11 protein-coding genes, 1 tRNA gene and 1 other annotated feature are annotated in these 14,308 nt (G+C 36.9%); of the genes, 8 read left to right on the forward strand and 4 right to left on the reverse strand.

Annotated features, from left to right (window positions below):
• On the reverse strand, positions 1 to 745 hold a 745-nt coding region (locus AC220I_RS09820; RefSeq protein WP_486723647.1), incomplete at its 3' end, for a helix-turn-helix domain-containing protein.
• 396 nt (positions 746 to 1,141) lie between these two features.
• Between AC220I_RS09820 and AC220I_RS09825 the strand changes: the two genes are divergently transcribed.
• From AC220I_RS09825 to AC220I_RS09835, 3 genes are all read left to right on the forward strand, one after another.
• Positions 1,142 to 3,151, forward strand: a complete 2,010-nt coding sequence (locus tag AC220I_RS09825; RefSeq protein WP_486723648.1) for a methyl-accepting chemotaxis protein — start codon at positions 1,142 to 1,144, stop codon at positions 3,149 to 3,151.
• 100 nt (positions 3,152 to 3,251) lie between these two features.
• Positions 3,252 to 3,327, forward strand: a tRNA-Val gene (locus AC220I_RS09830).
• A 185-nt stretch (positions 3,328 to 3,512) separates the two neighbouring features.
• A complete protein-coding gene (locus tag AC220I_RS09835) occupies positions 3,513 to 4,664 on the forward strand; it encodes a ribose-phosphate pyrophosphokinase (RefSeq protein ID WP_486723649.1) in 1,152 nt (383 codons plus the stop codon).
• Positions 4,665 to 4,796: 132 nt separating this feature from the next.
• Here the strand turns inward: AC220I_RS09835 and AC220I_RS09840 are convergent, their stop codons facing one another.
• Positions 4,797 to 6,245, reverse strand: coding sequence for a SpoIIE family protein phosphatase (locus AC220I_RS09840; protein WP_486723650.1), 1,449 nt, complete (start codon positions 6,243 to 6,245; stop codon positions 4,797 to 4,799).
• 126 nt (positions 6,246 to 6,371) lie between these two features.
• On the opposite strand from AC220I_RS09840, the gene AC220I_RS09845 reads away from it, so the two are divergent.
• Positions 6,372 to 6,734, forward strand: a complete 363-nt coding sequence (locus tag AC220I_RS09845; RefSeq protein WP_486723651.1) for a hypothetical protein — start codon at positions 6,372 to 6,374, stop codon at positions 6,732 to 6,734.
• 5 nt (positions 6,735 to 6,739) lie between these two features.
• Here the strand turns inward: AC220I_RS09845 and AC220I_RS09850 are convergent, their stop codons facing one another.
• The gene (locus tag AC220I_RS09850; protein ID WP_486723652.1) at positions 6,740 to 7,447 is read right to left on the reverse strand and encodes a flavin reductase family protein; all 708 of its coding nucleotides are present in this window, start codon (positions 7,445 to 7,447) and stop codon (positions 6,740 to 6,742) included.
• Positions 7,448 to 7,858: 411 nt separating this feature from the next.
• Here AC220I_RS09850 and AC220I_RS09855 point away from each other — a divergent pair, with 411 nt between their 5' ends.
• The 4 genes from AC220I_RS09855 (at position 7,859) to leuS (ending at position 13,292) form a co-directional block, all read left to right on the forward strand.
• Positions 7,859 to 9,949 carry an endonuclease MutS2 gene (locus AC220I_RS09855; protein ID WP_486723653.1) on the forward strand — a complete coding sequence of 697 codons (2,091 nt, stop codon included), beginning with the start codon at positions 7,859 to 7,861 and terminating at the stop codon, positions 9,947 to 9,949.
• A complete protein-coding gene (locus tag AC220I_RS09860; protein WP_486723654.1) occupies positions 9,949 to 10,194 on the forward strand; it encodes a hypothetical protein in 246 nt (81 codons plus the stop codon). Before AC220I_RS09855 ends, AC220I_RS09860 begins: the two co-directional genes overlap by 1 nt.
• Positions 10,195 to 10,279: 85 nt before the next feature.
• Complete coding sequence (locus AC220I_RS09865) at positions 10,280 to 10,537, forward strand: YkuS family protein (protein WP_486723655.1); 258 nt, start codon at positions 10,280 to 10,282, stop codon at positions 10,535 to 10,537.
• A gap of 56 nt (positions 10,538 to 10,593) precedes the next feature.
• Positions 10,594 to 10,803, forward strand: a binding site (T-box leader).
• A gap of 80 nt (positions 10,804 to 10,883) precedes the next feature.
• Positions 10,884 to 13,292 (forward strand): leucine--tRNA ligase, encoded by a 2,409-nt coding sequence (gene leuS, locus AC220I_RS09870; protein WP_486723656.1) that lies wholly within the window; start codon positions 10,884 to 10,886, stop codon positions 13,290 to 13,292.
• Positions 13,293 to 13,494: 202 nt separating this feature from the next.
• On the opposite strand, the gene AC220I_RS09875 is transcribed toward leuS, so the two are convergent.
• Positions 13,495 to 14,308 (reverse strand): FAD-dependent oxidoreductase (locus tag AC220I_RS09875; RefSeq protein ID WP_486723657.1); only part of this gene is annotated, 814 nt, incomplete at its 5' end.

Consider the following 14,308-nt stretch of genomic DNA (forward strand, 5'->3'; position numbering starts at 1 on the left):
GAATGAGCTCGCCATAAGAATCACCATGTACATACTTAAAAACGATAATTGCGTTTAAAGAATTGTCAAACACTTCGTGAAAGTGACTTTCGTTAAGAAGCGTAAATTCATTAAAGCGATCAATGGTATATTCTTCAAAAACTTGAATAAGCAAATATTGATGATTTCGTATTTCTATGGAGTCCAAGTTGAGCTCAACCAAAGAACTGTTCCCTCTAATACTACAATCGAGTACAACTGACTTGCTTTCGTTGTATTCACAGAGATGAGTGATATATTCCTTGTATTTGTTCCATACCTGATCTGAGTTTTGTCCTGGAAATAACTTTCTCAGATAGAGTGATGCACTAATGTTTTGATAAATGATCTCAGACTTTTCTTGATCCACTAAGAAAATAATGGTCTTAGATTGATTGAAGATATTGAAGAATATCTCAAGTTCATCTATTGAATTATTATTTTTAGAGTAAGAGGATCTGATAAACTGCTCGATTTGTCCGTAGATTGAACCCACATTTTCATCAATAATAAATTGGTCAGGCGGTATTCTACCACAAGCGATATACATAACCGATTTGTCACATTCAAGTGCCCTAGCAAGCTTTTCGATGACTTCATCTGTTACATGTGAATCAAGACTGGATTCCAGTTTGCTTATGTAAGAATGACTTACGCCAATTTTTTGTGCTAATTCTCTTTGACTAATATTCAGACCTCTTAATTCACGAACAAGTTTACCTATCATAAATGTCTCCTAATTAGATTTACCTAAATATGCTTACCAAATGGGTTGGAATTAACTCTTAACCATTATAACAAAAATTTGCACAATAGAACAAAAAATGTGAGTGAAATGAAGGCGAAAATGAGATGAATCTTAAATAAATAAGTCATATATTAAATTAAATTTGGAATTATTAAACGCTTCTAAATATTTGTGTAATTATTAACAAAGCGCTTGTAAAAAGTTGGAGGGTTAGTTATAATTTAATAGGATGTTTCCAAACTGTGTACAAAATAAATTGTGAATAATTTGTTAACGAAATGGAAACATAATGGAAACATAGAGATTAGTTCGTAGAGAGAGAAAGAATTTTGAGGCAAAAATAGCCTCAACAAGTAATGGATACGGGAGAAATTTATGAAGAAAAGTTTAATGGCAAAGCTCATTGCGAGCACAGGATTACTTGTTCTAATCATCGTACTCATAGTGAGTGCAATCAGTTTCAAATTTTCAAGCGATGCAATTGAAAATGAAGTAGAAGTAAATTTAATGAATCAATTAAAAAGTTTAATTGCAAGCTTGGAAGAAGACCAGTCAAATGTTGAGAGTCTTCTAAAAATTATTGGTGACATGCCTGTTATTGAGAACTTGTCATCAAGTAGATTATCTACTGAAGAATATCTAGAAGTTGGTGAATACTTAAGTGCATTTAAAAAAAGTAATGAAGCCTTATTGGAAACAATCTTTATAGCAGATTCAAATGGTAAAATATTTGTTGATAGTGAAAATGGGAGCAATAAGGGACTTGATATTTCTGAAAGGGCATATTTTAGTGAGGTTAAAAAGGGCAAGCCAGTTTGGTCCGATATCGTCTTATCTAAGGCGACAAACAAACCGGTTCGTGTATTTGTATTTCCATTAGAGAATAAAAACAATCAAATTATCGGTTATGTTGCTGCAGCAGTTAAAATGGATAAGGCGGTTTCCTTAATTTCAAATGTAAAAGTGGGTGAATTGGGCTATGCTTACATGGTTGACCAAGAGGGGCTTATCATCGTCCATCCAAATCAAGATCTTGTGATGCAGAAGAAAATCAATGAAATGGGCATCGACGAGCTTTCTGCTGCACTACCAGATATGGTAGCTGGTAATATGAACAAGGTTAAGTATAAGTATAATGGTGTTGAAAAGCTTAACATGTATGGTGGCTTTGAAAACTTCTCCATCAATATAAATGCGGCTAGAAAAGAGTATCTTGCACCAGTATTTAAAATGCAAACGGCAATTATTATTGTTGGTGTGATTATGTTGTCATTAGGATTGTTGGCGTCTTTTGCCATATCTTATTATATTGTAAACCGTGTTAACAAGATGAAGACGGTAATGTTAGCGGCTTCTAAAGGTGACTTAACAGTTCAGGTTGATAAAGTGAATGAAGATGGCGATGAAATTCATCAAATTAGCCATGCACTCAATTTTATGCTTCAGAGCTTTAATCACATTGTTACAGATATCGTTAAAACATCAGAGATTTTATCGTCTTCTAGTCAACAGATGGCTTCATCTGCTGAAGAAGGTGGAAAAGCGGCAACCGATGTGACCATTGCAATTCAAGAGATAAGTCAGGGCATTGAAATTCAAGCGAATGATGTTAATGAGACACAAACCCTAGTGGGCGATATGAAGCACAAGCTTGATGGTTCTGCAAATGAAACCTTCAAAATGGCCAGTGAAGCTGAAATTGTCATGAAAACAGCAGAAAACAGCCAAAGATTGATTTATGAAACCGTTGAAAAAATGGCTGAGATCAAGGCGAGCAGTGAAAAGACAATTGACGTCATTAATAAACTCAATGAGCAATCAGATAAAATTAATCGTATTTCAGATACGATCGCTGCTATTGCAGACCAGACGAACTTGTTGGCACTTAATGCTGCAATTGAAGCGGCGAGAGCTGGTGAGGCGGGAAAAGGCTTTGCAGTAGTTGCTGAAGAGATCAGAAAGCTGGCAACGGATTCGCAGACGTCTGCAAGTGGCATCAATAATCTTATTGTTGAAATTCAAAATGAGATTAAGGAAGCAAATAGCTTTACGAAAGCAGAAAGTGAAGCAATCACTTCAGGTGTAGAAGCAATTGACGTTGCAGGAAAAGCATTCTCAGAGATTTTATCACTCATTGATAATACTCAGAATTCAATTCAATTGGTTGTGGGTCATATCAGTGAAACCCAACAACTTGGTGACTCAGTGAATAAGTCTGTTGAGAATATTGCGGAAGTTATGTTCCAATCCAATGCCAGAACTCAAGAAGTGAGTTCAGCTACAGAAGAACAAACCGCTGTATCAGAAGAAATTGCTGCGGCAGCGGATCATCTTTCAAAAATGGCTATGGAATTGTTTGAACAAGTGAGTCAATATAAAATTTAAGATAGACAAAGCACAAAAAAACTTAGAAATATTTCTAAGTTTTTTTGTTTGATACTATTCAAGATGATATTTTTATGGCATAATATTGGAGTGGTAACTTGCGAGATTAACTCAGATGGTAGAGTGTTTCCTTGACGTGGAAAAAGTCAGGGGTTCGAGTCCCTTATCTCGCACCAATGTAGCTAAAGTATATATACTTTAGCTTTTTTTATGTCGATACTTTGACTAAAAAGGGTAGTAACTTAATCTAAGACGGATTAAGTCGCATGATGCTTCAATGAAAATTCTTTGCATAAAGGATTGTAATGGAATCTAAATCAAATTGTAGTGGGCTTCAAGGGCTCAAAAATGGAGTGATTAAATGAAAAAACAGGATTATTACCAGCACGTACCATATGGAGACCTTGGCATTATTGCCATGGATAACTGTGAAAGTTTAGCACAGCGCATCGATGAATACCTTGTGGAAATGCGTCAAATTTGTGAGACTGAAAACATTCAAATGCCTAAAACCTATCTGATCAAAAAGAAAGAAATTCGTTTTTCTAATGGTGAAGGTAAAGTCTTTATTGAGGAATCCGTTAGAGGTAAGGACATCTATATCGTAACAGACATCGGAAACTATAGTTGTACCTATACCATGCATGGATTTGAGAATCGAAAAAGTCCAGATGACCATATTCAAGATTTAAAAAGAGTATTGTCTGCAATGGCGGGAAAAGCGCGTAGAATTACGGTTCTTATGCCTTTGTTATACGCTTCACGTCAACATAGCCGTAAGGGACGTGAATCCTTAGATTGTGCAATGGCACTTCAAGAGCTAGAGAAGCTTGGTGTTAACGACATCATCACCTTCGATGCTCATGACCCAACCATTCAGAATTCAATTCCATTGATTTCATTTGAAAATTTATATCCAACCTTGGACATCGTTAAGACATTTTTGACAGATGAATCCGAAGCCTTCCAGGACCCTTCTAAAGTCTTGATCATAAGCCCAGATACTGGTGCCATGGATAGGGCGATTTATTATTCTAGTGTTCTAGGGAGTGATATTGGATTGTTCTATAAAAGAAGAGATCACTCAAAAGTAGTAAGGGGAAAAAACCCTATCGTTCAACATGAGTATATTGGTAGAGATGTAAAAGACAACAACATTTTAATCGTAGATGACATGATTGCTTCAGGTGAATCTATTTTTGATATTGCCATTGAGCTTAAAAAGAGAAATGCTGGGAAAGTATTCATCGCAACGACATTTGCCCTTTTCACTGAAGGCATTGAAAAATTCAACAAATTTTATGAAGATGGTTTTATAGATCGCGTTTATACGACAAATCTATCTTATATTCCTGAGTCAGTTAAGACAGCGCCTTGGCTTGCTGAAGTCGATATGTCAGAGTATATTTCAAAGGTTATTAACCGATTGAACTATGATAAATCTATTAGCGATATTATGGATGCATCGACAGGCATTAGAGAATTAATCAAGTTCAAAAACAAGGTGAAATAATCATTCAAAGACAGCTTATGTAAATGAAATCTGATGAGATGGATTTACTAAATAAGATTAAATTAAAACGGACATTGCTCAAATTAAATTTAAGAGCGATGCCCGTTTTTTTATATGCTGAAATGGATGTTCCTATATATTAAATTCAATTTTACAGATTGTAATGTCATCATTTATATGTTGATTTTTAGAAAAAGAATGCATGATGCCTTCATAAAATTTCTGGTTGCCCAGATGTGATAAAGATTCATCCAAAATATCAAGTGCCATTTCATAGGGGATATTGTTGGTTTCAAATAAGCCATCCGTAAAGCTTAAGATTCGGTGTATCGGAGATAAAGCAAGTGTATAGGCCTCAAAAACATTGTCCTCGAGAACCCCTAGAAGCATATTGTTTGAAGAAAGATGGCTGATATCGCCTCGCTTGTTTTTAAGAATCAAGTCAGGGTGCCCTGCATTGATGACCTTTAAGTGATCATTTCTTAGATCAAATTCAAGAAAAATGCCTGTGACAAACAAGCTCCGATCATTCTCTGACGTGTTTAATTCACATAAAAGCTTATTGATTGCTTTAACAGATTCACCGATGGATTTGAAATTGATATAGTCCTTAAACATTTGCGTTAAAGTAATTGCTACAAGGGCTGAAGAAACCCCATGTCCCATGACGTCAATAAGTGCAAAATGATATGTTGTAGGGCTTGTTTTATTAAAATAGATAAAGTCACCACCAATTTCATTATAATGATTCATATGATAATCAAATTGAAGGATATCATCGTTTAAAGGGGAAGGCAAAAGTGAATCCAATACGGTTCTTGCAAGTTTTACTTCTTGAGACAAATGGTCCAGCAAGAGTTTTTCCCTGGTGATGTTTTTTCCGATCTTCAGAAACTTTTCGATATTGCCGTGGCCATCCTTTATTGGACTAATGGTTGCCTCTTCATAGAAAAGTGTATTATCTTTGCTCTTGTTGATAAAAATACCTTCCCAAACCTGTCCGCTGGTGATGGTTAACCACAAATCTTTGTAAAAGGCGTCATCGTGAAAATCACTTTTTATAACGCGTGGTGAGTTGGAGATGAGTTCGGCGTTGTCGTAGCCACATAGATTTTGGAAATAGTCATTAGCATAGATTATATTGCCATCTAGGTCTGTAAGAACAATTGAATTCTGTGCATTTTTAAGTAAATTATCTAAGATCTTATGTTCTGAGTGGAACAGAACTCGATTCATATAGTTAAATAAGTAATTTGAAAGCTCATTGTTTAACAGGGGCTTTTTAATGATTTTTATCTGTACATGTTCAGCGAAAATTTTAAAGATGAATTCATCAACAGGAACATCTATAAGCAAAATTTCTTCATAATAATTTGTAAGTGCAATGATATGCTCCACTTTTCTAAACTGTGCATAACGTCCTATGAAGAGATCATATTTACACTTGGGAATATGATCAGCAGCTACAGTTGAAAAATGAAACTGCACGTCTCCAAAATGCGTTGAAAGAGATTCTTTAATATATTCTTCAACGTTACAGTCCTGCATAAAATCAATATAAAAATGATTGGCTTTTAGCATAGTATTCTCCATTATAGTCGTAGTAAATCCGGTTCGTTTGAAAATACAGTAAAATGAACCAAATTATCGTGTGGTTTAATGATTATTTCGGCGATAAATGAGTATAAATATCAAGAGAGGTGCTATATGAAACTTAAAGAGATTAACCATCAAGTTTTTTATCTACAATTAGAAGATAAAAGCATTACAGACCAAAACGAGCTTATGGTTAAGATGCTTAAGAAAAAATATATAAAGACAGAATCCAACTTTCTCATTCTGGATATCGGTGCGGCAGTTTCCATTGATCACCCTTTGGTTTGCTTTGTGCTGGACTTATCAAAATTGTTTGCACACCAACCTCAAAACCTGATTTTGATTGATCCAGAAGAAAGATTCAAAAGACACTTATCCATGCTTCATCTCAACGGGATCATTGAGAGCTTTAAAAGCTTTGAAGAGGCAATCCGTTTTATTGAAATTAAGTCGACCAAAGCGATGTACATGTAGAAACATCACTTTTTAGGTCTTCTTTTTTTATTTTTAGCTTTTGTGGGTGCTGTTTTTGTATTTGTCTTTGAAGGTGAATGCCCATGAGATTTAGAGCCCGACTGCTGATCTGATCTTGTGTTATTTTTTGCCTTAGTTGATGCTGGTTTTTTTGCTTTTTTAGCAACTGAATAACCAAAGGTTCCTAAGAGTTCCCCTAGACCGTAATAAGCGCCGTGACTATAACAGATCATTTCAGCAAGGTCAAGACGAAGTTTGCCAGTCTTATCCAAATATTGATCATCAATAGAGACGCTTACTACTTCTGCTAAAAACATATCATGTGATCCAAGCTCTTTAATTTCTTTAACAACACATTCGATATTTACAGGGGACTCAAGAATTGAAGGTGCTCCAACCTTGACAGAAGGCACTGGTGTGAGGCCTGTAACTTTGAATTTATCAACATCCTTGCCAGATTTGACACCACAGTAATCCGTAGCATGGACAAGTGGTTTAGTTGTGAGATTGATAACAAAGCATTGCCCGTTCTTGATTAAATCATAAGAGAATCGCTCCTTACGAATAGAAACATAGGTCATAGGCGGGTTGGTACAAATCGTACCTGTCCAAGCAATTGTTATTATGTTTGGTGCTTCCAGTGTACCACAGCTCACCATAGCTGCTGGAACCGGATACACCATTGTTCCGGGTTTCCAAGTAACTTTTCCCATTTAACGCCATCCTTGTATTATAATTGTGTTACATTAATCATTATAACATATTTTGGTTTGCAATTATAAATATCTTGGGTATAATAGAAGTGTAAAGAAACAATAAAGTCAAAATTTAAGAGGTATTTTTGTGAGTGTGAAGGTTCTAAACAAGTAACTTGATATTGTGAGTAGATTGGTGCCGTAAAAGGTTTTTTTGGCGTGCCAGTTTACCCAGTCAGTTTCGTTTAGAACACCATTACAAAACCTGTAATAGCCGTGCTAAGCACGGTTTTTTTGTACATTTTTTTGACATATGAAAATGTATGAAAATGCATTTGGATGCAATTTAGGGCGTAGATGTGATTCTACGTCCTTTTTTTGTATGTAAAATTAAACAAATGACTTAGAGCAAAACATCAGGAGGCAAATATGAGCATTGTAAGAGACTACAAGACAAGAGCAAATCAAACAGATGAAAACCAGACAAGTGAAAATAAATTATATGAAAACAAAATGACGATGATGAAGGGATATGGTGAAAAAATGAATCAAACATTGGAATTTGATCTTATTATCGAAAAGTTAAAGGATTTGGCAATCTCAGAGGCTGCAAAAACACAAATTCAAGGATTATCACTTATGACAGATCCTGTTTTAATACAGCGACATCTAAAGGAAACACATGAGGCGCATGAAATTCTCAATATAAGTACAAGTGTTCCTCTTAACGGACTAGAAGGCATAAAAAATGCACTAGGGAAAATTAAACGCCAAGAGGTTTTAAGACCTAAAGAGTTAGAGGCGGTTTCAGCATTTTTAAGAGATTGTCAACGCATGATCCGCTTTATGAAGGACAAGGACAATCAAATTGCCAGCTATTCTTCAAATTTGTCAGAGTTGAATGACCTAACAGAATCGATATCAATGGCCATTATCAATGGGCAGGTCGATGACAATGCCAGTTCAACACTACACAAGTTGAGAAGAAAAATAGGTGATGTGGAGGATCGAATTCGTCAGAAACTCAATCAATATTTAGCAGGTGCTGAATACCAGCATTTGTTCACTGATGCCATTATCAGCCAAAGGGATGGACGGTATGTAGTACCTATCAAAAGCGAACATAAACGCTCTTTTGAAGGCAGTGTTTTAGACCGGTCAAGGTCTGGAGGCACATTGTTTATTGAACCGGCTGCAGTCCAAAAACTCCAATCGGAGTTAACCATACTGAGAGGTGAGGAGGAACAGGAGGTTTATCGAATTCTCTCAACCTTAAGTAATCAAGTTGCATACGAACTTAAACCCATTGAGCTTAACTATGAAATAATGACGCATTACGATTTTATATTTGCCAAAGGGAAGTTAAGCCGTTCAATGCAGGGTGTTTCAGCCCAATTGACAGGCGATAATCGTTTGCAAATCATAGAAGGTCGACATCCTCTGTTAGAGGGAAAGGCCGTGCCGCTTAACTTAGTGATAAATGCCCCTAAGCGGCATTTGGTTATTACTGGCCCTAACACAGGTGGTAAGACTGTCACCATGAAGACCGTAGGCTTATTTGTCTTGATGACTCAATCTGGCCTTCAAATTCCGTGTGAACCAGGAACCATCTTGCCGATATATGATAAGGTATTATGTGATATCGGTGATGGCCAAAGCATCGCACAAAACCTGAGCACTTTTTCAGCGCACATTACCAACATCATACACATCATTGAAAAAGCAACACCTAGAAGCCTTGTTATTCTTGATGAAATTGGTGCGGGAACAGATCCAACTGAAGGCATGGGACTCGGCATTGCAGTGCTTGAAACCTTAAGTCATAAAGCGGCCACAATCTTAGCCTCGACACATTTTAACGAAATAAAAAACTTTGCCAATGAACACCCATTGTTTTTAAATGGAAGTATGGCCTTCAATCTCATGACGTTAAAACCAGAGTATAAGCTAATCATTGGAAAATCCGGCGAGAGCAATGCACTTTTAATCGCTTTGAGATTGGGAATGGCTCAAAGTTTGATTGAACGCGCTCATGAAGTATCTTACAAGACGAAGCATGACTACAGCATAATAAAAAATGAGCTTGATCAGTTTAAGGAAAAGCACAATGGGGAGACTACTGAAAAGATTTCAGATGCCAACTTAGAGCAAGCAAGAGCCCAGAAGTCATCAGAAGCATTAAGCGTAAGTGAAGAAAGTATAAATGTATTAGAATCTACTCAATTTGTGAAGCGAAGAACACCAAAATTCAAAGTTGGTGATTCTGTCTATATTCATACGATGAAAAGGAATGGTATTGTGGTTAACACCGAGGATCAAAGAGGTGATATCACAGTACAAGTGATGAATAAAAAATTTAAGGTAAATCACAAAAGACTTTCACTTCATATTAAATCTGACGAACTCTATCCAGAGGACTATGATATGGATATTGTGACAAAATCAAAGGAATATCGAAAAAAAGCTAAGCGAGTTGCCAAAGGCAAAGATGATATTTTGGTTGTGGAGGAGAATAAATAATGAGCCCAATAGATGCTAGAGGTAAATTGAAAGAGGAACCTTTTGACTACAACGTGTCAAAGAATGGCAAGGTTTTTATCAATTGGAACAAAAAAACCATTATGATTTTGAATGAAAAGGAAAGTGACAAGCTCTTAAAGAAGCTTGAAAATGCCTCAAACCATGATGTACAGCTTCTTCTTGCAAAAGCGACCGGGAACTTTAAGCATGGTAATGAGAAAAAAGCAAAAAATTGTAAGCGTTAAAAAATAGACACAAAAATTATTGTGATTGAGTGATTAATAGTGATATTTGGGTAAATATCTAATAACTTATTTTGGAGGTGGCGTTATGAAAATAGCTGTACAGACAGGGTTAAACGAAATCATGGAAACTCTCAAAGGAAAAGGTTATAATGTGGTTCCTTACAGAGATGGCGGAACAGATATTAAAATTACCATTATCAATGACGTGGATGAAGAATATGAAGAAATTGAACCTGTTAGCTTCATGGGGGAAGGTGACAGCTCAATGGTCGTTATTGATGCCACAAAACTATCACAAGAGCAAGTCATTCATTTTGTAGAAAAATATGCACCAATGGCATAAGTAAATGAGTTCTTGACTTGAAATCTATCAGAGTTTATATTATAATACAAGGAATAATGTAAGTGTTGATAAGAAGTAGTAAGATTGTATTATAGATAGAGAGCCTCTGGTTGGTGAAAAGTGGTTATAAGAAAATCTGAACTCGTCTTGGAGCTGTTGGCATGAAATTAGTAGTGCCAATCGGTTGACCTCGGTATCGGTCATAGAGTGGATGCTTCATCTTGGAGTATCAATTAGAGTGGTAACGCGAGCCCTTCGTCTCTAAACGAAGGGCTTTTTTTATGCAATAAATTCAAAGAACAAGTATTAGAATTTCAATTCACATAAGATAGGAAGGAGATTTACCATGCACGATTATCAACATAAAGCCGTTGAGAAGAAATGGCAAGAAAAATGGGATGAAAGACAAAGCTTCAAGGCATACAATGATTACTCAAAGCCTAAGTATTACCCATTGGTAGAGTTCCCTTATCCATCTGGACAAGGGTTACATGTAGGTCATCCAAGACCTTATACAGCACTAGACATTGTGGCGCGTAAAAGAAGACTTGAGGGCTACAATGTACTTTACACAATGGGATGGGATGCCTTTGGTCTACCAACTGAAAACTATGCCATTAAAAATCACATTCATCCTGCAATTGTTACAGAGCAAAATATCATCAGATTTAAAGAACAACTTAAGAGCTTAGGTCTTTCTTTTGACTGGTCAAGAGAAATCAACACAACTGATCCAAACTATTTCAAGTGGACGCAATGGATTTTTATCAAGTTATTTGAAAATGGTCTGGCTTACAAAAAAGAAATGGATATCAACTGGTGTACTTCATGTAAGGTTGGGCTTGCAAATGAAGAGGTCGTTGGTGGTGTTTGCGAACGTTGTGGCGGCGAAGTGGTTAAGCGCTCTAAATCGCAATGGATGCTAAAAATTACAGAGTATGCAGATCGATTAATCAGCGATCTTGATGATCTAGATTATATCGAGCGTGTTAAAATCCAACAGAAGAACTGGATTGGTAAGTCTAATGGTATGGAAATCGACTTCAAGACAACTACGGGCGATGTTCTTAGAGTATTTACAACTAGACCAGATACAATTTACGGTGCAACATACATGGTTATCAGCCCTGAGCATCCGCTTATTCAAGAGCATGCAGATAAAATTACGAATTTAGAAGCATTAAATGCTTATAGAGAAGAAGCAAAACGTAAATCTGATTTTGAAAGAACTGAAATGAACAAGGACAAAACTGGCGTTGAAATTGCTGGTATTAGTGCAATCAATCCAGCAACTCAAAAGGAGATTCCGATCTGGATTTCAGACTACGTCTTAATGACTTACGGTACTGGTGCGATTATGGCCGTTCCAGGACATGATACAAGAGACTGGGAATTTGCGAAAGCATTTAACTTACCAATCGTAGAAGTTGTATCAGGCGGAAATGTCGAAGAAGGTGCCTATACGGACAACGCAGATGGTATTTTAGTGAATTCAGAACTTATCAATGGTTTAAGAGTACCAGAAGCAAAAGAGAAAATTGCGGACTTCCTTGAAGCGCGTGGACTTGGTGAAAAACGTGTCAACTTTAAATTGCGTGACTGGGTATTCTCAAGACAAAGATACTGGGGAGAGCCTATTCCTTTAGTGAGTTGTCCTACTTGTGGCTGGGTACCAGTTCCAGAATCAGACTTGCCGATTACATTACCTGATGTAAAGAGCTATGAGCCTACTGATAACGGTGAATCACCACTTGCCCTTATGACAGACTGGATCGAAACAACTTGTCCAAAATGTGGTGGACACGCACATAGAGAAACAGATACAATGCCTCAATGGGCTGGATCAAGCTGGTATTTCTTAAGATACTGTGATCCTTTTAATGACGATGCCCTTGCAAGTATGGAAGCCCTTAATTACTGGATGCCTGTGGATTGGTATAACGGTGGTATGGAGCATACGACACTTCATTTACTTTATTCAAGATTCTGGCACAAATTCCTATTTGATATAGGTGCTGTTAACACGAAAGAACCATATGCAAAGAGAACTTCACATGGTATGATTTTGGGCGAAAACAACGAGAAAATGTCTAAATCAAGAGGCAATGTTGTTAACCCTGATGACATCATTGAAGAGTTCGGTGCGGATACGCTTAGAATGTACGAAATGTTCATCGGTGATTTTGAGAAGAGTGTACCTTGGTCAGACAATAGTGTTAAAGGCTGTAGAAGATTCCTTGACCGTGTTTGGAACATCCAAGAAAACATCGTACCAGGCGAGACTTATTCAAAAGCACTTGAAACTTTAATGCATAAAACCATCAAAAAAGTTTCGGAAGATTATGAAACACTCAAGTTTAACACTGCTATTGCAGCACTTATGAGTTTGTTAAATGAGTTTAAAAAGGTTGAAAACATCAATGCAGCTGAAATCAAGGATTTCCTTGTAATGCTTAACCCGGTTGCACCACATATGACTGAAGAAATGTGGTCAGTTCTTGGCTATGAGGGCATGATCGTCGATCAGAAATGGCCACAATTTGATCCTGAAAAAGTGGTTGATGATATTATTGAAATGGCGGTTCAAATCAATGGTAAAGTGAGATCAACCATCACACTTCCAGTGGACGCTGATGCTGCAGCTGCTCATGACCTTGCTATGGCAGATGAAAAAATTCAGCAATTCACAGAAGGCAAGACAATTGTGAAGGAAATTTTTGTTCCAGGTAAAATCTATAATATTGTTGTGAAGTAATTTTATTTCCATTGGAAATTCTTGATTTAAGTAAGATTACAACGAATGATAAATAATTAAATGGCAAATTATAAAAAGGATGAAAACAAGTTAACCTGTTTTCATCCTTTTTTGTGTGATTTTAAATGTGCACTTAAAGAAATTGACTCATAAAAAGTGCAAGCGTATTTTCCTATAAGGATATAGTCTTGTTGAAATAAAATTAAGAGCGATTTAATGCATGATAATGGCGTTTGGTCTTGAGGTAGTCATCGATAGCCCTTGCAGTTTGTTTGGAGTATTTGACGGCCTCCACAACTGTATTAGCGCCTGTGACCACATCGCCAGAGGCAAAGACACCTTCTCTTGTGGTGCGGCCCGTTTCATCAGTAATAACAAGACCATATTTATTGGTCACAATGTCCTTTGTGTTCGAGACAATGTTATCTCTTGGACCTTGGCTGACGGCAATGATAATAGAATCTGCCTTGATAAACCCTTGCTGGTCTACGTGTTCCTTCCAGGCGATTTCTCCATTTTCAGCCACATATGAAGATGTTTGGATGTATTTTAGACCGGCTTGAGTCAACTCAATTGGAAGCTTGTTAAACTCAAACTTAACACCGTCCGCCTGTGCGTATTGACGGTCATGCTCGTTTGCAGGCATATGGTCTAAGTCTTTACGGTATACGATACTCACATTTCGGCTGCCTTGGCGAAGGGCTGTTCTAGCGACGTCCATAGCGGCATTACCAGCTCCGATGACACAGACGTCATTTCCTAAGGTATAAACTTCAGGATTTTTAAGATAATCAATGCCGTAATGCACATTGCCAAGAGATTCACCCTTGATATTGAGCTTGTTGGGCTTCCATACACCAGTGCCGATGAATACGGCATCGTAGCCATCATTGAAAAGGTCGTCTAAGGTTATATTGGGTCCAATTAAGGTATTAGGTCTGATGATGACACCAAGTGATTGTAGCTTGTCTTTGATACGTTCTAAAATAGACTTTGGAAGTCTAAATTCAGGAACC

Source organism: Fusibacter sp. (genome assembly GCF_057447755.1).

Excerpts from the sequence above, each read along its gene's own strand:
- AC220I_RS09825 (WP_486723648.1), top strand. The coding sequence starts at position 1,142 with ATGAAGAAAAGTTTAATGGCAAAGCTCATTGCGAGCACAGGATTACTT.
- AC220I_RS09835 (WP_486723649.1), top strand. The coding sequence starts at position 3,513 with ATGAAAAAACAGGATTATTACCAGCACGTACCATATGGAGACCTTGGC.
- AC220I_RS09840 (WP_486723650.1), bottom strand. The coding sequence starts at position 6,245 with ATGCTAAAAGCCAATCATTTTTATATTGATTTTATGCAGGACTGTAAC.
- AC220I_RS09845 (WP_486723651.1), top strand. The coding sequence starts at position 6,372 with ATGAAACTTAAAGAGATTAACCATCAAGTTTTTTATCTACAATTAGAA.
- AC220I_RS09850 (WP_486723652.1), bottom strand. The coding sequence starts at position 7,447 with ATGGGAAAAGTTACTTGGAAACCCGGAACAATGGTGTATCCGGTTCCA.
- AC220I_RS09855 (WP_486723653.1), top strand. The coding sequence starts at position 7,859 with ATGAGCATTGTAAGAGACTACAAGACAAGAGCAAATCAAACAGATGAA.
- AC220I_RS09860 (WP_486723654.1), top strand. The coding sequence starts at position 9,949 with ATGAGCCCAATAGATGCTAGAGGTAAATTGAAAGAGGAACCTTTTGAC.
- AC220I_RS09865 (WP_486723655.1), top strand. The coding sequence starts at position 10,280 with ATGAAAATAGCTGTACAGACAGGGTTAAACGAAATCATGGAAACTCTC.
- leuS (WP_486723656.1), top strand. The coding sequence starts at position 10,884 with ATGCACGATTATCAACATAAAGCCGTTGAGAAGAAATGGCAAGAAAAA.